Below are 19,755 nucleotides of genomic sequence, written 5' to 3'. Positions count from 1 at the left end.
TCAATTTTATTTCTGCAAATTTACGTATTACTTTCAAAACGTTCATACCGAAATATAAGTTTCCTCTCTTTTTATGATTAATCCAGACAAAAGAAAAAAGCAACTTGCAGCCTTTGACCAACTATTGACGATCATGGATGAACTCCGTGAAAAATGCCCGTGGGATAAAAAACAAACCATTGAGAGCTTAAGGCATTTGACAATCGAAGAAACTTTTGAGCTTTCGGATGCTATATTGGACAATGATTTAGAAGAAATAAGTAAAGAACTGGGGGACATTTTATTGCACATCGTTTTTTATGCGCGTATAGGAGATGAAAAAGGTGCTTTTGATATTGCAAAGGTAATCGAGCAGCTTAATGAAAAATTGATTAGAAGACACCCTCATATTTATGGAGATACGAATGTTGAAGATGAAGAAGAGGTAAAACAAAATTGGGAAAAAATCAAGCTTAAAGAAAAAGGAAATACTAGTGTACTTGGAGGAGTGCCGAAGTCATTGCCCGCTTTGATAAAAGCCATGCGTATCCAAGAAAAAGCCAGGGGGGTAGGATTTGATTGGGAGGAAAAGCATCAGGTTTGGGAAAAAGTAGAAGAGGAATTGGCAGAGTTTCGTGAAAATTTTGATGCCACAAATGAACAGCCAGTAAATAAGGAAGAAGCGACGAAAGAATTTGGAGACCTGATGTTTTCCTTGATTAACTATTCAAGGTTTATTGGGGTTAATCCGGAAGAGGCATTGGAGAGGACAAATAGAAAATTTATATTCAGGTTTCAATACTTGGAAAATGAGGTGAAATCCTCTGGTAAAACCTTGTCTGAAATGAGTTTGGAAGAAATGGATGCTTACTGGGAAGCTGCTAAAAGTAAGGAGTAAATGGAAGCTTTTAAAATAAAATTCTGAACACATGGTTATCCACCCATTGGGCTTAGATTATTTTGTAAATAATATTGTTTTTTCAAGTTTTCCACAATTTCGTCAGTTTCTAATAAACGTTAATGTGCTTATAATAAGGAATTTAGGGGTTATTATTATAGGCATGTGGATAACATGTTCGAAATGTGGATAAATACTTCTTGTTTTTTTCATTCCTCAAATCCGAGAAGTGGAGGCCATTTTTGACTGATATTCAGCAAAATTTCAGGATTAATCGCTATCTGTTTTGCACTTCTATCTATCCCAAAAATAGAATCTTATTTGGTTTATTCAACCAATGGCAGTAGCGGCATTTGTGAAGTAGAAATGTGGGCTAAATCAATGATTATTTTTCGTTTAATCTGTAACCGTTTGTGGCTAATAAGCTAAGCTTTAACCGGCGTTTATAGAAACTTCAGGATTTCATCAATGTGTTCTCGGTTGTTAGAAAGTCTAGGAACTTTGTTTTGGCCACCCAAGCGTCCCTTTGATTTGAGCCATTTTTCAAATATTCCTTCAGAAGCAAAATGAAGAATCGGTAGTTTCAAGACCATGTCCTTGTACCGTTTGGCTTCATAGTCGGAATTTACATTCTTTAATTCCTGATCTAACCTTTGGAGAAAATCGTCTTTGTTAGTAGGCAACTTAACGAACTCAATGATCCATTCATGTGTACCTTGCTCATGATTTTCACCAAAATACACAGGTGCCGCCGTAAAGTTGCTGATGGCGGCGCCGGTAGCTTTGCAGGTGATCTCCATCGCTTTTTCCGCATTTTCCACGATCAATTCTTCCCCAAAGGCATTGATAAAATGTTTGGTTCGCCCACTTATTTTAATTCTATAAGGATTTGTAGAAGTGAACTTCACGGTGTCACCGATTTTATATCTCCAAAGACCTGCATTTGTAGATATCAGCAAGGCGTAGTTTTTACCTTCCTTCACTTTGTCAAGGGGGATGATATTAGGGTGCTCCCTTTCTATTTCTTCCATCGGGATGAATTCATAAAAAATCCCATAGTCTAGCATTAAAAGCAACTCATCTGAATCTTTTTGGTCTTTAATACCGAAAAATCCCTCAGAGGCATTATAAGTCTCCATATAATGCATATTTGGAGAAGGAATAAGGCTTTCAAAGATATTTTTATAGGGGCCAAAAGCTACGGCACCATGAAAGAAGACTTCCAAGTTAGGCCAAACCTCTAAAATGTTTTTGCTGTCGGTTTTTTCAAGAACTTTTTTTATCAATACCATCGTCCATGTAGGAACTCCGGTTAGGCTGGTAACATTTTCTTTTATGGTTTCGTCAGCCATCTTGTCTATTTTATTCTCCCACTCACTCATTAAAGCCACTTCAAGACTAGGAGTTCTGGCCATTTGGGCCCATTTGGGTAGGTTTCTCATGATGACAGCAGAGATGTCTCCAGAGAAACTGTCGTCATTATAATCAAGATTGTTGGTTTGAAGGCTTCCTCCTATGGTCAGGCTTTTACCTGTAAATAATTTTGTCTCAGGATAATTATTGATGTATAGAGAAAGCATGTCTTTGCCACCCTTAAAATGGCAATCTTCCAGGCTTTCGGGAGAAACAGGGATGAATTTGCTCCTCGAAGAAGTGGTACCAGAGGATTTGGAAAACCAATGAATAGGTGTTGGCCAGATCACATTTTGCTGGCCTTTCATGGTTTGTTCTATATAGGGCTTTAGGGCTTCATAGTCGTGTACAGGTACCCACTGATTGTAATCTTCGTATGCGGAAATTTTCTCAAAATTATACTTTTTCCCAAATTCAGTTCTTTTGGCTGTATGTATCAGCTTGAAAAGAATTTCTCTTTGGGTTTCTAGCGGGTTATTTTTGAATTTTTCGATCTGGCCTATGCGATTCTTTAGGATCCAGGTCATGAAAGTATTGATCAATTCCATAGTGGAGGTTCGGTCCGTTTTAAATTTTCCTTTTCAGCTCGAAATTTTTACCCAGATAAACTTTTCTTACTTGCTCATCTGCGGCGAGCTCTTCTGCTGTTCCTGCTTTTAAGAGTTTTCCCTCAAACATTAGGTAGGCACGGTCGGTAATAGATAAGGTTTCATTCACATTGTGGTCAGTGATGAGTATGCCTATGTTTTTGTTTTTTAGCTTGGCCACAATGGTTTGTATTTCTTCCACAGCAATAGGATCTACCCCAGCAAACGGTTCGTCAAGTAATACAAATTTTGGATCCACAGATAAAGCTCTGGCAATTTCTGTCCTTCTTCTTTCACCGCCTGATAACACCATTCCTAGGTTTTTTCTCACATGAGTGAGGCTAAACTCTTCAAGTAATTCTTCTACCTTTTCCTTCTGCTCTTTCTTAGGGGTATTACTCATTTCCAAAACAGCCATTATGTTTTCTTCCACCGTTAGCTTTCTGAAAACTGAGGCTTCTTGTGCAAGGTAACCAATACCTAATTTAGCTCTTTTGTACATGGGTAGCGGCGTGATGTCTTGGTTGTCCAGATAGACAGTACCTCCGTTTGGCTTTACCAGCCCCACTATCATGTAAAATGAGGTGGTTTTTCCAGCACCATTTGGTCCCAAAAGCCCTACAATTTCTCCCTGACCTACTTCAACGGAAATATCGTTTACTACTTTCTTTTTCTTGTATATCTTTATTAAATGCTCTGCTTTTAATATCATGGTTAGTCAAATTTGATATCCTTTACGTAAAGCTGCAAACTACTGGTATTTCTAAACGTATTTTCTCTAATTTCAAATGCGATGTTAAAACGCATTTTACTATTTAATAACTCGTAATACGCTGCAAAACCGAATCCGATACAAATTGGCCTGGTGCTTTGCCCATCCTGAATGAGTTCAAATCGCAGGTGTTTGTCCTTTAAAACACGAACATTTTCTGCAAAAACTTGGTTAGCGCAAAAAACGGGTTCAGGATTCCCTGGGCCGAAAGGAGTCATTTGCTTTAATATATTGTAAAATTTATAATTGATTTGATCCAGTATCAATTCATCATCCACCTCTAGAATTGGTTTCATGTGTATTTCACTAACCCTTTCACTCACTACCGCTTCAAATTTTGCCTGGAAGGCCGGAACATTATCAACCGAAAGCGTTAACCCTGCCGCATATTTGTGTCCACCAAACTGCTCCAATAAGTCACTACATTCTTCAATGGCATCATAGATATTGAAATCTATTACAGATCGAGCACTGCCAGTAGCTTTGTTGTTTGACTCAGTGAGTATGATTGTAGGTCTATAGTACTTTTCTATACATCTTGAGGCCACGATACCAATAACTCCTTTGTGCCAGTCTTCCTTAAATAAGACAGTGCTTTTGAAATCCCCCTCCAGTTCCCTGGTTTCGATCATTTCCAATGCTTCCCTGGTAATATTTTCATCAAAATTCTTTCGAGCAGCATTGACATCCTCTACAAGTTCTGCTCTTCTGATTGCTTCGTCCAGGTCTTTTGAAATCAGCAGCTCTACAGATGCCTTGGCATGTTCCAATCTTCCCGAAGCATTAATTCTAGGCCCAATTTTGAAAACAATATCTGTAATGGTAATGTCTTTTTCTAATTTCCCTTTAAGTATGAGGGCTTTAATTCCGGGTCTTGGTTTATTGTTCAATCTTTCAAGCCCGAAATAGGCTAGAATTCTATTTTCCCCTGAGATAGGAACGATGTCAGAAGCAATACTAATCACCAATAAGTCTAGGAAAGCATATAAATTGACTTCGTTTTTACCTGAAAATGTAGTGTAGGCCTGGACAAGCTTGAAACCCACGCCGCAACCGCTTAATTCTTTGAATGGATAGGGGCAGTCTTTTCTTTTTGGGTCTAAAACGGCAATGGCTTTGGGAAGTGTTTCACCGGGTGTATGGTGGTCGCAAATAATGAAATCCACACCTAAATCATTGGCCAATGCGATTTTTTCCATGGCCTTGATCCCACAGTCTAGTGATACGACAAGGCTGAAATTGTTTTCTGCAGCAAAATGAACCCCTTTTTCAGAAATGCCATAACCTTCCTTATACCTGTCAGGTATATAAAAAGCTACATTGTCATAAAATGATTTAATGAAGCTATAAAATAAGGCTACTGAAGTGGTGCCATCCACATCGTAATCGCCATAGACAAGGATTTTCTCGTTGTTCTCTATGGCTTGGTGTAGTCGCTGTACAGCTGCGTCCATATCCTTCATCAGGAAAGGATCATGAAGCTTGTCTAAATCTGGACGGAAAAAATCTTTTGCTTGTTGGAAATCGCCAATACCGCGATTCACCAATACGTTTGCCAATGTTGGGTTAACGTTGATTTCATTGCTAAGGTGTTCAACTAATTCGGAATTTGCCTTGTTTTTATGTTTCCATCTAAAGTCCATGGGGTGTAAATTACAAAACAAACAGGCGATTCAACTAAAAATGCACCTTAATAATTCTAATAAAAATTGAATGATTTACTTAAAGTCCATGAATTGAGTTCCTTACCGTTTAGTCGATTGCCTCGGAGAGAACTTCCTTAAGCGCTACTCTCTTGCCATCTTTGTAGGGAACAATCCAAGCTTCCTTTACACCTATTCTTCTTAACTTTTTCTTAAACTGATCGGCCATTTTATAATCTCTAAACTGACCTAAAACGTATTTTATGTACCCATCTTCATCAATTATTTTCAGGTCACTTCCATTTTCAGTAAGGTCTCTCAGGTCTAATTCATCGAAGGCAGCCAACTGTACTTTAAATGCTACACCAGTTTGCCATTCATCGGAGGTGGATTCTAAATTACCCTCAGACGCTTGATTTGATTGGGTACTTAAGCTAATCACTTGACGTGCCAATCGATCAATCTCGTCTTCCTTACTGGTTATTTTTTGCTCAAGATGAGCTGATTTTTCTGTCAGTGTAAAGTTTTCTTGTACCAGTTTAGCCTTTTCTTCTACTAGTGCCTTGAAAGCTTCAATGCTCATTTCCTTTTTCTGCTGTTTCCAAGATTTGTACTCTTCCTTGGTAAGTCCACCAAGTGTTTTAGAAGAACAGTTGAAAAATACTGCGGAGATTATTACTAATAGTAATGATTTGGTAAAAGTCATTTTAATGCAGGTTTAAAATCCAATTAATTGGTAAGTAATAGACAGTCAAAAGATACAAAAAATTAGCCATTTTCTTTTTTATACCTAAAAAAATCCTAACCCAGGACTAAATAACATGCATTTAGCCCCGGATTATTGAAAGATAGATCGTTAAACATTAACATGTCTCTCTGCGTGATACGAAGACCTAACGAGCGGTCCTGATTCTACATACTTTAAGCCTCTTTTCAGTCCTTCTTCCCTGTAGGCATCAAATTGGTCTGGATGTATAAATTCAGCAACTTCGATGTGCATTTTGGTAGGCTGAAGGTACTGGCCCAATGTTAAAATATCACAACCATGAGCAGCCAAATCATCCATGGCTTTAAGGACTTCATCCTGTGTTTCTCCCAAGCCGAGCATTATACCCGTTTTCGTACGTTTACCATATTCCTTAGTCAGCTTGATTTGCTCCAGAGACCGATTGTATTTGGCTTGTGGGCGCACTCTTCTGTAGAGCCTTTCAACAGTCTCTACATTGTGAGAGACTACTTCTTGTCCAGGACTTATCATCCTATACAATGCTTCCCAGTTTCCCTTTACATCTGGGATGAGCGTCTCAATAGTCGTTTCAGGAGAGCTTTTTTTAGTTTCAGCAACTGTTCTGTACCAAATGTCTGCTCCTTTGTCTTTAAGCTCATCTCTATTAACAGAAGTGATTACAGCGTGTTTTACCTGCATTAGTTTTATGGCCTCCGCTACCCTTCTAGGTTCGTCTTCATCGTACTCAGGAGGCCTGCCTGTAGCTACAGCGCAGAATGAGCATGACCTGGTACATACATTGCCCAAAATCATAAAGGTGGCAGTGCCAGCGCCCCAGCATTCTCCCATATTAGGACAATTGCCACTTTCACATATGGTATGCAGTTTGTGCTCGTCCACCAATTTGCGAACATGCGCATATTCTTTTCCCACAGGTAGTTTTACCCTTAACCAGTTGGGTTTTTTTCTTTTGGTTTGTTCTTCAGAAATTACCGGTAATTCTATCATATCGGGTTTTTAAGTCCGTTCAAAATTAGTCATTAATATGAGTTAACCCAAATGAGTACCTAACTCTCTACCTTCTAAACCCATAGTAAAGGGTGACATAGGCAGATTGGAAGACCTGCCTGTTCTCAGTAGTAGGCATTAAGGGAATCTCTTTGGTAAAACCCTCAAATTGGTAGCCTAGTTCCAGACCTGTTACGTTTGACTTTAAAAAACCAAATTCAAAATTAATAGCCGCTTTGGCATTTGCACCAAAGGCAATTTCCGATTCCCCGATTCCTTCAAATAGCCTACCTGGACCTAGAATGTTAAATATACTTTGATGTACAGTTGGATCATATGGCTCACGCCTAGTTTCGGTTCGACTAGTTGCATATTCTATATAATAAGGAGCAAGAAGACCAATGGTAGGACCAATGGCTGTCAAGAGGGAAATTTGTACCCCTTGATGCGGCGCTTTTTTAAATGTTATTATTTCCCTGCCATACTGAGGCCGGATAGCATAGAGATAATTGGATTTTCCGAAAATATAGGTGTTACCCAATGGAGTTGGATACCTGACCTCTTTAGGGTTTTTAACATTGGCCAATTCTAAATTGAAAAACTGAAATAGATTGTCATCTATTCTAGATCCAATTTTTAAGCTAATGCCGCCAATCAATCCTCCATTGGTGTTTTTATTTATACCAAAAAGAACTTCTTTGTCATAGTCGTAGTCTCCAGATTCTTCCTCTTGCGCCAATAAAGGGAAAGAACTGCCTAAAAGAAAAACGAGCAATAGGAAATATTTCATTTCTTTAGTCATAAATGATCAGCAATTTAAACGCTAAATTTGCAATTATTGTTATTTAATAGGTATTAAAAATAGACAGATTAAGTTTATCATGCAAAAGGACTTTGTATTGTTCCTGATTTGTATCAATATATATTTAGGTTAAGGCCTAACCTGCTCCTGAGAGATACCGATAGGAAAGGCTATACCTATACACGCATCAGCCCTTGATTTTGTTTATAATGTGTAATTCTATTACAATGTTTCAAGATGCTAATTTTCAACCATTTCAATTCCATAAATAAGGCTGGACTCAATTGGTACCCGAATTCGTAGAAATGATTTTTAGATAAATAATCGGAATTAAATAAAATTTCAGCAAGTATTGTAGCGTTTTTTGATTTGGTAACGTATGGGTTTTGAATCTACCCAGTAAAACAGAAGCTTTTGGAGAAAGATCTCATACAAGAAGCACAAAAGCGAGATAAAAAATCTCTAGAAAGGCTTTACAGGCACTTTTATGGCTATGCTATGAGCATTGCGCTGAGGTATTCGGGTAATAGAGAGGAAGCATGCGAAATCGTAAATGACAGTTACATGAAGGCTTTTGATAAACTAGATCAATTTTGTTTAGACAATTCCTTCAAGGCTTGGTTCCGCAGGATTATAATAAATACCTCCGTTGACTATTATCGAAAAAATCTAAAGCATCAGGTAGTAATGGATATTGATAAAGCACATGCGGAGACTTATGACCCTGATATTATAGAGGAGTTATCTAAGGAGGATATATTGAATTGCCTTGAGGAGTTACCTGATATTTTGAGAGTCATTTTTAATATGTATGAAATCGAAGGATATAAACATGCCGAAATTAGTGAAAAGCTAGGGATACCATCAAGCACCTGTAGGACTTATTTGGCCAGGGCAAAGGAGAGATTGAGAGAAAAAATTATCGCATTAAATCAAATAAAAAATGAAGGAGCAGTTCGATAAGAAACTGGCGGAGAAAATTAAAGCCTCCTTCAGCAAACATGAGGAGCCTTTTGACCCTAAAGAATGGGATAAGTTTTCTGATGCTTATTTTAAGCCAAAAAAGAAAGCTTGGCTTATATATTGGCCTTTTATGACTGCTGGTATAGCGGCAAGTTTGTTGTTCTTTTTCTTTTATTTTCCTAAACATGTAGAAATTGACCAAAAGGTAAAGTCAATAGCCGACGCTGTGATTAGCGAGGAAGCGCCATTTTTCAAAAAAGAAGAAAAGAAAAAAAGTGAAGAGGCTTTAACACCAGAATTCAATTCTAAAGCCATTGCAGAAACGGAACAAAGAGATGTCCCCAATCCAACGTCTGATGAATCTTCAGGAGAGAGACTTAGTAGAATTAATAGGCAACCTGTTTTAACCATTCCTGAAAAGGATCAAAACTTAGCGCCATCATTTCTAAAGTCCTTTACGAATAAATGGGATAAATTTCAGGCAGATATTGTTCAGCATTTTAATGATTTTGAAGGAAAGACAAACATAGAAAAAGATTGGACTTCCGAGAAATCCACGGCAATGTCTCAGACTGATGCCCAAAATTTAGTGGATGCATGGAAATCCTCAAGTGCTGAAAATGAACCTAAAGAAGTTTCTGAAATTCCAAAGTCCTTTAAGTTAGGAGTAATGGTGAGCCCTCAGTCAAGTTCAAATCCTGTGTCTGGGATGAATTTAGGTGCTGGAATTATGTCAGAAATCTCATTGAGCCGAAGACTAAAATTAGATGTGGGGTTGGCCTACGCTAACCAAAGCATGGGCGCACAAAATAATCAAAGTATAAACCTCATGCTGGATGCTGCTCCAGCTTCTGAAAGTCTAAAATCCAATAGCAATATTATTGATACAGATTACCAGCTTAACTTTGCCTCTCTAGATATTCCAGTGAATTTAAAATATAAGTTTTATGATAAGAAGCAGACCGGTTTGTATTTAATTACGGGCTTGTCTAGCATGGTGTATTTAAAACAGAACACAGTAGAATCCTATCAGGCACAGTCCTTATTCAATGCAAACAGTATTAATGGTGCTTTAGAATATACGCCTTCAGTTCAAAGCTTTAGTAATGTATTTACTCCCGAAACTGGGCAAAGCAATACCGATGTAGCTGGACTTTTGAACCTTTCGTTTGGCTATGAGTACCAGTTAAATAAAGAGTTTTACCTTTCCTTTGAGCCTTTTTATAAATTGCCATTAGGTGGACTTACTTTTGCAGACCAGCAGTTTTCAATCGGGGGAGTTAACCTTAGAATGAACTTCAATTTTAAAAATAAATAACAAACCAAATTTTAATTAATTATTGACCATGATTTTAACGAACAAGTTTACCTGGCTACTTGGCCTAATTATTTTAATGACTTCTTGTATTGATGAGTCTCCATCGGATTTGGAATTAGCGATGGAAAGAGATGATCTTATTTTAGAACAGTACATTGCCTCTAATAACATTGTTGCGACTAAGTCTCAATCAGGATATTATTATTCCAAAACAGTAGAAAAACCAGAAGGCGAACAATTTGTTAATGCTGATTATATTGGAGTGTACTACGAAATTAAAAGTATAGATGGTCAAATGATTGATTCCCATATGGACGAAACAAAGGAGCCAAAGATATTTAAATACAGCCAAGATGGCTTGTGGCCAATAGCCATTACTTATGCTTCTGGTCTTGCAAAGGTAGGGGAGGAATTAACAGTTTATACTCCATCCTATCTCGCGTTTGGTAATTATGGTTACGAAGCCTTGATCCTCCCTTCTTCTAATTTGGTGATTAAATTAAAGTATGCTGCTAAATACACCAAAGAGGAACTGATTCAACGTGAAGAGAACATGATAACTGATTATATCGCATCCGAACAACTAGAAGGTTTTACTGAGGTTGAAGATGGTGTCTATGTGAGAACGATTACCGTGGGCGACGATACAAAAACGAAGTCTAAATTGGGTAGCAATGTTTCGGTAGATTTTGAGCTTTTTGAATTGGGAAGTGATGATCCAGTATACGAGTCCTATACGGGCAATCAACCTATTTCCGTTACGATAGGGAATTCTGGTTTAGCGTTTTTGAATGAATCGTTAATTGATGTACTGCCTGATCAGAAAATTGAAGTATTGTCTACCTCATTTAATGCTTATGACGAATCAATTCAAATTTTCCCAGCAGCTATTCGAGAAGATTTGGTAAGTAAAGGAGAGCAGATAGATCTTATCAAGCCATTTACACCTATTCGCTTTGAAGCAGAGGTCATTTCTGTAAATTAAAATATTATGACATAAAAAAAGGGCTTGAATTTCAAGCCCTTTTTTTATGTCAATAAATTCTTCAAGAAAGGTATCTTTAATAGTTCCTCTACACTTAAGCCGAAAACAAAGGCCCATATCAATGCGCTTACAAGCATGGTTAAAAGGATTTTTTTCTTGGCAATGCCAAAAGATGTAAGTACTACTGTGCCACCAATTGGTGTCAAAATGAGAGGGGTTAGTAAGGCTATCCCCCAGATACCGAATTTTTTCCAAACCTTGATGACGTTTCTTGTCCTTTTGGTAAATCTTTTAGGCTTTTTACTTATTAAGACATTCCAATTTCGCATAAACCAGTCGCCTAAATAGGTGAATAACACCACTGATGTCATCATTCCAGAGACTGTCACTATAACTATTTCAAGAATACTATAACCAGCCGCCGCCCCTAAAAGTGGGCCTGCAACAAATTTAAAAAGGCATAAGAAGTAAATCCCTGCAAAGGTAATAAGGTACTCAATCATGAGATAATGAAATAAATATATAGCAAATAGCCGAAAATTAAGGCAACACCGTTTAACCTAGATATTTTGTAATTGATACGCATAATGGGTAGGAGGATGACTGTAAAGCCTAGCATCCAAACAAAGTCAGTGTAAATAAAATCGGTAGCAACATCAATTGGTTTTATCAGTGCTGTGATCCCAATAATAGAGAAGACATTCATTATATTACTTCCTAAAATGTTTCCCAGAGCCATTTCAGTTTCTTTTTTTATGGCCGCTAAAACTGAAGTAACCAATTCCGGTAGACTGGTTCCAATTGCTATAATGGTAACACCGATTATCCTTTCACTTACACCGAAATTTCTTGCAATTAATGATGCATTTCCCACTACTAATTCTGAACCAAAGTACAAACCTGCAGCGCCTCCCAGTAGTTGTAGGACTGCTAACCAAGGGGGTTGTTTTTTCATTTGGATTGCTTCCTCTTCAGAAAATTCTACACGTTCTATTGTTTTGAAAAAGTACCAGTTAAGTGCGACGAAACAGGTGAATAAAATTATACCCTCATAAAAAGTAATTAACCCATTAAATGCCATGATATAGAACATGACAGAACTTATCAAAGTAAATGGGTAATCTAATTTAAGTGTGCTTTTCTGTATATATATAGGGAATATTATAGCACTAATTCCTAATACGAGTGTGATATTGGAAATATTACTGCCGATAACATTTCCGATAGCGATATCACTTGAACCTTTTAATGCTGCTGTTACACTCACCAATAACTCTGGAGCGGAAGTTCCGAAAGCAACAATAGTGAGTCCAATCAATCCAGGACTTAAACCTAATCTCGCAGCAATAGCAGAAGCACCGTCGACAAGGAATTTCCCACCTAATAATAGGATAAGAAACCCTACGGCTAATATTAAATAGCTCATTTTAAAAGAATATATTAAATTTTAGAACCAAAAGCGAGGTCTCCCGCATCCCCCAACCCAGGGATAATGTAAGATTGGTGATTAAGTTTATCGTCTACGGCCCCAATCCAGAAACGGTGCGGGAGGTCTAAGTTGTCTTGGATATACTTTATCCCTTCTGGAGCAGCAATGGCACTTACTACCTCAATTTGTCTGGGGATGCCATTTTCTTTTAAGGCCTGTATGCTTTTTAAAAAAGACTTTCCTGTAGCCAGCATAGGGTCCACCATGATTACGGTTTTGCCCGTAAGGTCAGGGGCAGCCATATAGTTTAAGCTTATCTCAATGCCATCCTCCTCTTCATTTCTATAAGCTCCAATAAATCCGCTGTCTGATTGGTCGAATAGATTTAAAACACCTTGGTAAAAAGGGACTGCAGCTCTTAATACAGCAATGATTACTGGTTGGTGTTTGATTAGTGGGGTCTCTACTTCACCAAATGGGCTGGAAACGGAGGAAGAAGAATAGGGGAGTTTTTTGGATACTTCATAAGCCAAGATTTCACCTAATCTTTCTAGATTTTTTCTAAAACGCATCCTGTCTTTTTGAACATGGACGTCTCTAAGTTCAGCCAGGTAGTGATTGGCTATGGAGTTGTTTTGGTTGAGAATAAACATAGTAGGACAAAGTTAAAACAAAAAAACCCGATCTTTTAAGATCGGGTTTTAATTATTATGAAAGATGCCTATTTATTGGATCTCAAAACTTACTCTTCTTGCCATTTGTCTGGCATCTGTAGAAGATTTGTCTACGCTAGTATCTTCACCATATCCTTTGTAAGAAAGTCTAGATGCATCAACTCCTGTAGAAATAATTAGATCATAAACAGATTTCGCTCTTTTTTCAGAAAGTTTCATGTTATAATCTTCAGGTCCTAACTCATCAGCATAACCTTTGATTTCTACCTGAACACCAGGGTTTCTTTTCAAGAAGTTAGCAACATAGTTGGCAGAAGAAGCAGAATATCCAAGTGGTTTAGAACTGTCAAAAGCAAAATAAACGTTTACATATTGATCGTTTATAGATTTTGCTAAGTAATCAACCTCTTCAGTATCTTCAGGTGCACAACCTTCAAGAGATGCAGGACCTGGAACGAATGGACATTTGTCTAAATGATCAGGAAGACCATCACCATCAGAATCCATAGTTACACCATGAGAGTTAACTCTTGCTCCTGCAGGAGTGTTAGGCTCTTGATCTAAGTAATCTGGAACGCCGTCTCCATCAGAGTCTTTCAGCATGTCTTTGATCTCACCGATCTGAGTAGCCAACTCGTCTTTAGTAGCGTATTTGCTCTCTCTAATGTACCAATCCGCATGTGTATCACTTCCACCTAGGTAGAAAGTAAGACCCAAGGTACCAGTCCACCATACAGAGTTCATTCCGTAATAACCATTGTCAGTAGCTGGTGTAATGTCAGATGCTCCATCAAAAGCTACAGATTGACGACCTGCAACGAAATTTGATACATCTCCAGTAAGGGCAATTCGATCACTCAATTTAACTTGTAAAGTCATCCCAGTAATCATATTGTACTGCATGTCTTTTTCGTCAGCAAACATGTTTTCCTGAGGGGTAAGCTGGCTTATACCGCCACCAAAGTGACCCAAAAGGTTGAAAGTTTGAGAAAAGGTCTCCCAGTTCATTATTCTGCCAATGTTGGCAACTCCTTGTAGGTTCAAACGGTAGTAATTCGTAGAAAAATCAGGAGTGTCAGCAGCATTTTTAAAGCTACCGAAACCAAAATCTAATTTGGTTCCAAATTTTTCATTAAACATGTACCTGACCCCAAGATCGGCATGACCAAGGTTTAACGTAGGAGAGAAATAACCTGGCGTCATAGGAGCCATTGGTTTGTTGAATCCTCCGTTAACCTCTACAGACCATTTGTTGAAGTCGTCTTGAGCATTAGCACCTACAGCTAAAGCACCAACTAGTAGTGTTGATAGTATTATTTTTTTCATGATAAAAAATTTTTTACAACATTCAGTGTTTTAAATGATTTTGATTGCTATTAGATTTTTACTCGGTTTATGATACAAATGTATATTAATTTACGGGAACTTTAAACATCTATCTCAATTGTTTCAATAAAAACTAATTTGATCCCGAAATTTAGAAAAATAATTAACATAAACTATGCCATTCACAAAATTATTAAAAGAAATTCTCCACTTAGATAGCGTCTCAGGTGATGAATCTAGGATTTCAGCTTTTATTCTTCAATATATTTTAGAAAAAAAATCTACTTGGAAAGTCACTCCTGAAATCCACTGTGGGGAAGGTTTTCATGACAATATTATTCTGGTCTTTGGGAAGCCGAGAACAGCAGTGTTTGCGCACATGGATACGGTCGGTTTTACAGCAAGGTATGAAAATCAACTTGTGCCTATCGGTGGCCCCGAACTTCTCGATGGCGTTTGGTTAAGCGGTAGGGACGAAGCGGGACCTATAAGATGTATGGCAAAAGAAATCAATGGAAATGTTTTTCATGATTTCCCAAGAAAAATTCAAACGGGAACCCTTCTTTCATTCGAGCAAGACATTACTATAGAAAACGGGTGGCTACAAGCAGCACATTTGGACAATAGGATAGGGATATACACCTTATTAGGAATATGCGAAACTTTAGAAGATGGAATACTGGTTTTTAGCACTTACGAAGAGCATGGGGGAGGTTCAGTTCCTTTTCTCATTAGATTTATATATGAAAATTGGCAAGTGAAGAATGCCTTAATAGCCGATGTTACTTGGGTTACTGAAGGAGTTCACTTTGATAAAGGTGCTGTAATATCAATGAGAGATAGCTTCATACCCCGAAAAACGTTTGTAAATAAAATTATAGCCTTTGCCAGGGATTCGGGTATTCCTTTTCAGCTGGAAGTAGAGTCCTATGGGGGAAGTGATGGGAGGGAGATTCAGCTGAGTCCTTATGCAATTGATTGGTGCTTTATAGGTATTCCTCAGGAAAATCCGCATACGCCTATTGAGAAGGTGGCCATTTCAGATATGGAGAGTATGTTTAAATTGTATCAATATTTATTGCGATATTTGTAAGGGATGTGATTTTTCACTTATTTGGAGGGGGAATATTTTTAATCGTTATCCATCACCTAGGAAACTTACTTGTAGGAATGATTAAGTTAAAAAACTTATTTTTTGAACCATATCTTAGTGAAAAAGTCATTTTAAATAGGGTAAAAGAGCTTTCCAACTCATTAAATATAGATTATCAGGCAAAAAAACCCATTTTTTTAGCAGTTTTAAACGGTAGTTTTATGTTTATGTCTGATATTTGTAAGGAAATTTCAGTAGACATGTCTGTCAGTTTTATTAAAATGGCTTCGTATTCTGGTTTGAAATCTGATGGGAAAGTAAGGGAATTGATCGGCTTGGATGAATCTCTTAAAGATAAAGATGTAATAATTGTGGAAGATATTGTGGATACTGGTGTAAGTATGGCTCACCTATTGGAAATAATTAACAATGAGGAACCACGCAGTGTAGAAGTGGTCAGTCTCCTTATTAAGCCAGAGGCATTGAAGGAGCCAATTAAGGTCAAGTACATTGGTTTCGAAATTCCTGATCTATTTGTAGTGGGTTATGGCTTGGATTATCAAGGGCTAGGGAGAAACCTGAAAGACATTCACCAAATTGTTGAGAAAAATTAACACTTAATTTATATTAAAATTACACTTATGTTAAATATCGTTTTGTTTGGCCCTCCCGGAGCTGGTAAAGGGACCCAAAGTGAAAAGTTGATAGAGAAATACAATATTGAACACATATCCACTGGAGACTTATTCAGAAAACATTTGGGTGAAGGTACAGCATTGGGAAAGTTGGCCCGCAAATACATGGATGAAGGAAATCTTGTGCCAGACGAAGTGGTAATTGGGATGGTAGAAGATAAAATCAACCATTCATTGGATGCAAATGGGGTTATATTTGATGGTTTCCCTCGTACTGTAGCGCAAGCTGAAGCACTTGATGAATTGTTGACTAAGAAAGGAACAGCGATCTCTGGCATGATAGCATTGGAAGTCCCTGAGGAAGAATTGAAAAATCGCCTTAAGGAAAGAGGGAAAACCTCCGGAAGGGCAGATGATCAGGATGAAGAAAAAATTAAAAATAGGATTAAGGTATATAATGAGGAAACCTTACCTGTTGCCAACTTCTATGAAAAGCAGGGCAAGTTATCCGGAATTCATGGTGTTGGTGCCATAAATGAAATCTTCGAAAAAATTTGTGCTGTGGTAGATAAGTATTAATCACTATCTTTGCATAATAATTTTATGGCTGAGCTTACAAGCTTGGCCATTTTCTTTTCATCCAAAAGTTGAATGTTAAAGGATGAAAAAATTAAGCACTTAATTAAACTGTATAAGTAGTGGCAGGATCCAATTTTATTGATTACGTAAAGTTTTGTTCCCGATCAGGAGCAGGGGGAAGTGGGTCAGTACATTTCAGAAGAGAAAAACATGTCCCTAAAGGGGGACCTGATGGCGGTGATGGTGGAAGAGGAGGGCATATAATTCTGAGAGGAAATTCCCAACTATGGACACTACTTCATCTTAAATACAAAAAGCATGTCATCGCGGACAAGGGGAACAATGGTGAAGGTGGAAGAAGGAAGGGCTCAGATGGACATGATGTTGTATTAGAGGTCCCTATCGGAACTGTAGCAAAAGTTGCAGAAACGGGTGAGTTCAGGTGCGAAATTACCGAACATGGTCAGGAATTTATACTGACAAAAGGCGGTAGAGGAGGCCAGGGAAACGATCATTTCAAAACTTCTACCAACCAAACACCGCATTATGCTCAGCCTGGGGAAGAAGGTATAGAGGAATGGATTGTCATGGAATTGAAACTTTTGGCAGATGTAGGCTTAGTTGGCTTTCCTAATGCGGGGAAGTCCACTTTACTGGCTAGTGTATCTGCTGCCAAGCCTGAAATTGCTGACTATGCCTTTACTACACTTATACCTAATTTAGGTGTGGTTGACTATAGAGATGGAAAATCTTTTGTGATGGCAGATATTCCTGGTATAATAGAAGGAGCTGCTGAAGGTAAAGGGCTGGGACTTCGTTTTCTTAGGCATATTGAGAGAAACTCCATCCTTTTGTTTTTGGTGCCTGCAGATGCAGCGCATATTGGTGAACAATACGCCATTTTATTAGATGAAATTAAACGTTACAATCCCGAGCTTTTAGATAAAAAGCGAATCCTAGCCATCTCTAAAGCAGATTTGCTTGATAAGGAGCTCATGGAGGCATTGAAACCCGAAATACCTCAAGGAATTCCACATCTTTATTTTTCATCGGTTACAGGTTTTCAGTTGCCAGCCCTTAAAGATTTGATTTGGAAGGCATTGCAGTAAATATGTCAGAATGTCATATTTCTACAGTATGGCAAGTTAATTGTTTAGGAGAGATTGATTGTTGATAAACGAATTGAATAATGACAGATAAAGTGAATGAAGAAAAGGAACAAGGTCTGGATCAGACAGATTCAGTTGAAAACCTTAAAAATGAAGACGATCTGAACAAAGATTCCTTAGGAGAGACAAAGGACGAAGAAGTAGAGGGAATAGAGGATGCATCGGACAGTTTGGCAAAGGAAAACCTCGAACTGAAAGATAAATATGTCAGGTTATACTCTGAATTTGACAATTTTCGGAGAAGAACAGCAAAGGAAAAGCTTGAAATGATTAGTACAGCTTCTATCAGCCTTATTCAAGAGATTTTACCAGTATTGGATGATTTTGAAAGGTCATTTAAAATAGAAGGTAATGACCAGGAAGGCAGCATGCTGATTTACAATAAATTGAGTAAAACATTATCGTCTAGAGGTTTGGAGCCAATGGACGATTTGGTAGGAAAGAAATTTGACGCAGAATATCACGAAGCAATCACTCAAATTCCTGCTCCATCTGATGACCTTAAGGGGAAAATTGTAGATGTTGTAGAGAAAGGATACATGCTTTCTGGAAAAGTAGTCCGATTTGCAAAAGTGGTAATAGGAAATTAAAAACTTATGGCTAAGAGAGATTATTACGAAGTGCTGGGGATAGCAAAAAGTGCCAGCCCTGAAGAAATAAAGAAGGCTTACAGAAAATTGGCCATTAAATTTCATCCTGATAAAAATCCAGATGATCCCACTTCTGAAGACAAGTTTAAGGAAGGTGCGGAGGCATATGAGGTTTTAAGTAATCCGGAGAAGAGACAACGTTACGATAAATTTGGTCATCAAGGTGTCAGTGGCAATGGTGGCTACGGTGGTGGCGGAATGAATATGGATGACATATTCTCACAATTTGGTGACATCTTCGGCAGTGGCGGTGGCGGCGGCTTTGATTCATTTTTTGGTGGTGGTGGAAGAAGTTCCAGACGTACCAGAAAAGGAACCAACCTTCGCGTTAAATTAAAGCTTAACTTAAAAGAACTCGCTAATGGAGTAGAGAAGAAAATTAAAGTTAAGCGTCACATGATTGCAGATGGTGTTACGTTCAAAACTTGTTCGACTTGTCAGGGACAAGGGCAAATAAAGAAAGTGGTCAATACTATGCTGGGTCAGATGGTTTCAGCTAGCACCTGTCCAACCTGCGAAGGAAGTGGACAGATTGTTGACAAAAGACCACCAAATGCCAATGCCAACGGCTTGGTAATGAAAGAAGAAATAATCCCAATAAATATACCAGCGGGAGTTTCGGAAGGTATGCAACTGAGCTTGTCTAGCAAAGGGAATGAAATTCCTGGTGGTGTACCGGGGGATTTATTGATTCTTATTGAAGAGATTGAGGACAGTGAATTGGTGAGAGACGGCAATAATGTTGTCTATGATTTATACCTGAGCTTTGTTGATGTTGCTCTTGGCACCTCTTTAGAAGTGCCTACGATAGATGGCAAAGTCAAAATAAAAATTGATGCGGGTACGCAAGCAGGGAAAATCCTTAGACTGAAAGGTAAAGGGATTAAAGAACTTAATGGGTACGGGAAAGGTGACCAACTAATTCATATAAATGTATGGACACCTAAGGAAGTGAGTGCAGAAGAAAGAGAAAAATTGGAATCGCTTAGGGATTCCGAAAATTTTAAACCGAATCCAGGGAATTCTGAGAAAAGTATATTTGATAAAGTTAAAGAATTTTTCTAAAAAGAAATGGCCTACTTCTGGCCATTTCTTTTTGATAACC

The 19,755-nt window shown here is 38.0% G+C and carries 20 protein-coding genes; 10 read left to right on the top strand and 10 right to left on the bottom strand.

Going from position 1 to position 19,755, the window contains the following annotated elements:
* Positions 1-73 precede the first annotated feature (73 nt).
* Positions 74-877, top strand: a complete 804-nt coding sequence (mazG, locus tag AAC073_RS06570) for a nucleoside triphosphate pyrophosphohydrolase (RefSeq protein WP_339923052.1) — start codon at positions 74-76, stop codon at positions 875-877.
* A 443-nt stretch (positions 878-1,320) separates the two neighbouring features.
* On the opposite strand, the gene AAC073_RS06565 is transcribed toward mazG, so the two are convergent.
* The 6 genes from AAC073_RS06565 to AAC073_RS06540 form a co-directional block, all read right to left on the bottom strand.
* Positions 1,321-2,838, bottom strand: coding sequence for a GH3 auxin-responsive promoter family protein (locus AAC073_RS06565; RefSeq protein WP_339923051.1), 1,518 nt, complete (start codon positions 2,836-2,838; stop codon positions 1,321-1,323).
* A gap of 19 nt (positions 2,839-2,857) precedes the next feature.
* Entirely contained in the window at positions 2,858-3,589 is a 732-nt protein-coding gene (lptB, locus tag AAC073_RS06560) for an LPS export ABC transporter ATP-binding protein (protein WP_339923050.1), read from the bottom strand.
* 2 nt (positions 3,590-3,591) lie between these two features.
* Positions 3,592-5,292, bottom strand: a complete 1,701-nt coding sequence (gene recJ, locus AAC073_RS06555) for a single-stranded-DNA-specific exonuclease RecJ (RefSeq protein WP_339923049.1) — start codon at positions 5,290-5,292, stop codon at positions 3,592-3,594.
* Between the two features lie 109 nt (positions 5,293-5,401).
* Entirely contained in the window at positions 5,402-5,998 is a 597-nt protein-coding gene (locus tag AAC073_RS06550) for an SPOR domain-containing protein (RefSeq protein WP_339923048.1), read from the bottom strand.
* Between the two features lie 150 nt (positions 5,999-6,148).
* Entirely contained in the window at positions 6,149-7,027 is an 879-nt protein-coding gene (gene lipA / locus AAC073_RS06545) for a lipoyl synthase (protein WP_339923047.1), read from the bottom strand.
* Between the two features lie 67 nt (positions 7,028-7,094).
* On the bottom strand, positions 7,095-7,829 hold the full coding sequence (locus AAC073_RS06540; protein WP_339923046.1) for a hypothetical protein: 735 nt from the start codon (positions 7,827-7,829) through the stop codon (positions 7,095-7,097).
* A gap of 414 nt (positions 7,830-8,243) precedes the next feature.
* Here AAC073_RS06540 and AAC073_RS06535 point away from each other — a divergent pair, with 414 nt between their 5' ends.
* From AAC073_RS06535 to AAC073_RS06525, 3 genes are read left to right on the top strand one after another with little or no spacing between them, the layout of a single operon-like run.
* Positions 8,244-8,792 carry an RNA polymerase sigma factor gene (locus AAC073_RS06535; protein ID WP_339923045.1) on the top strand — a complete coding sequence of 183 codons (549 nt, stop codon included), beginning with the start codon at positions 8,244-8,246 and terminating at the stop codon, positions 8,790-8,792.
* The gene (locus AAC073_RS06530; RefSeq protein ID WP_339923044.1) at positions 8,773-10,110 is read left to right on the top strand and encodes an outer membrane beta-barrel protein; all 1,338 of its coding nucleotides are present in this window, start codon (positions 8,773-8,775) and stop codon (positions 10,108-10,110) included. The genes AAC073_RS06535 and AAC073_RS06530 overlap by 20 nt, the downstream gene beginning before the upstream one ends.
* Before the next feature lie 28 nt (positions 10,111-10,138).
* A complete protein-coding gene (locus AAC073_RS06525; protein WP_339923043.1) occupies positions 10,139-11,095 on the top strand; it encodes a hypothetical protein in 957 nt (318 codons plus the stop codon).
* A gap of 44 nt (positions 11,096-11,139) precedes the next feature.
* On the opposite strand, the gene AAC073_RS06520 is transcribed toward AAC073_RS06525, so the two are convergent.
* The 4 genes from AAC073_RS06520 to AAC073_RS06505 all read right to left on the bottom strand — a co-directional run bounded on the left by AAC073_RS06520 (position 11,140) and on the right by AAC073_RS06505 (position 14,524).
* On the bottom strand, positions 11,140-11,598 hold the full coding sequence (locus tag AAC073_RS06520) for a hypothetical protein (RefSeq protein ID WP_339923042.1): 459 nt from the start codon (positions 11,596-11,598) through the stop codon (positions 11,140-11,142).
* Positions 11,595-12,521, bottom strand: a complete 927-nt coding sequence (locus tag AAC073_RS06515) for a calcium/sodium antiporter (RefSeq protein WP_339923041.1) — start codon at positions 12,519-12,521, stop codon at positions 11,595-11,597. The genes AAC073_RS06520 and AAC073_RS06515 overlap by 4 nt, the downstream gene beginning before the upstream one ends.
* Before the next feature lie 14 nt (positions 12,522-12,535).
* Positions 12,536-13,177 (bottom strand): uracil phosphoribosyltransferase, encoded by a 642-nt coding sequence (upp, locus tag AAC073_RS06510; RefSeq protein WP_339923040.1) that lies wholly within the window; start codon positions 13,175-13,177, stop codon positions 12,536-12,538.
* Between the two features lie 72 nt (positions 13,178-13,249).
* Positions 13,250-14,524, bottom strand: coding sequence for an OmpA family protein (locus tag AAC073_RS06505; RefSeq protein WP_339923039.1), 1,275 nt, complete (start codon positions 14,522-14,524; stop codon positions 13,250-13,252).
* A gap of 175 nt (positions 14,525-14,699) precedes the next feature.
* On the opposite strand from AAC073_RS06505, the gene AAC073_RS06500 reads away from it, so the two are divergent.
* The 6 genes from AAC073_RS06500 to dnaJ all read left to right on the top strand — a co-directional run bounded on the left by AAC073_RS06500 (position 14,700) and on the right by dnaJ (position 19,715).
* The gene (locus tag AAC073_RS06500) at positions 14,700-15,617 is read left to right on the top strand and encodes an aminopeptidase (protein WP_339923038.1); all 918 of its coding nucleotides are present in this window, start codon (positions 14,700-14,702) and stop codon (positions 15,615-15,617) included.
* Positions 15,618-15,694: 77 nt separating this feature from the next.
* Positions 15,695-16,231: a hypoxanthine phosphoribosyltransferase gene (hpt, locus tag AAC073_RS06495; RefSeq protein WP_339923037.1), complete on the top strand. Its 537-nt coding sequence runs from the start codon at positions 15,695-15,697 to the stop codon at positions 16,229-16,231.
* A 27-nt stretch (positions 16,232-16,258) separates the two neighbouring features.
* The gene (locus AAC073_RS06490; RefSeq protein WP_339923036.1) at positions 16,259-16,831 is read left to right on the top strand and encodes an adenylate kinase; all 573 of its coding nucleotides are present in this window, start codon (positions 16,259-16,261) and stop codon (positions 16,829-16,831) included.
* Between the two features lie 119 nt (positions 16,832-16,950).
* A complete protein-coding gene (obgE, locus tag AAC073_RS06485; RefSeq protein ID WP_339923035.1) occupies positions 16,951-17,940 on the top strand; it encodes a GTPase ObgE in 990 nt (329 codons plus the stop codon).
* Between the two features lie 80 nt (positions 17,941-18,020).
* On the top strand, positions 18,021-18,590 hold the full coding sequence (locus tag AAC073_RS06480; RefSeq protein WP_339923034.1) for a nucleotide exchange factor GrpE: 570 nt from the start codon (positions 18,021-18,023) through the stop codon (positions 18,588-18,590).
* 6 nt (positions 18,591-18,596) lie between these two features.
* A complete protein-coding gene (dnaJ, locus tag AAC073_RS06475; RefSeq protein ID WP_339923033.1) occupies positions 18,597-19,715 on the top strand; it encodes a molecular chaperone DnaJ in 1,119 nt (372 codons plus the stop codon).
* Positions 19,716-19,755 lie beyond the last annotated feature (40 nt).

Source organism: uncultured Cyclobacterium sp. (assembly GCF_963977555.1).
Lineage (GTDB): Bacteria > Bacteroidota > Bacteroidia > Cytophagales > Cyclobacteriaceae > Cyclobacterium.
The sequence above is the reverse complement of the archived record's forward strand: the minus strand, read 5'-3'. Positions and strand labels throughout refer to the sequence as shown.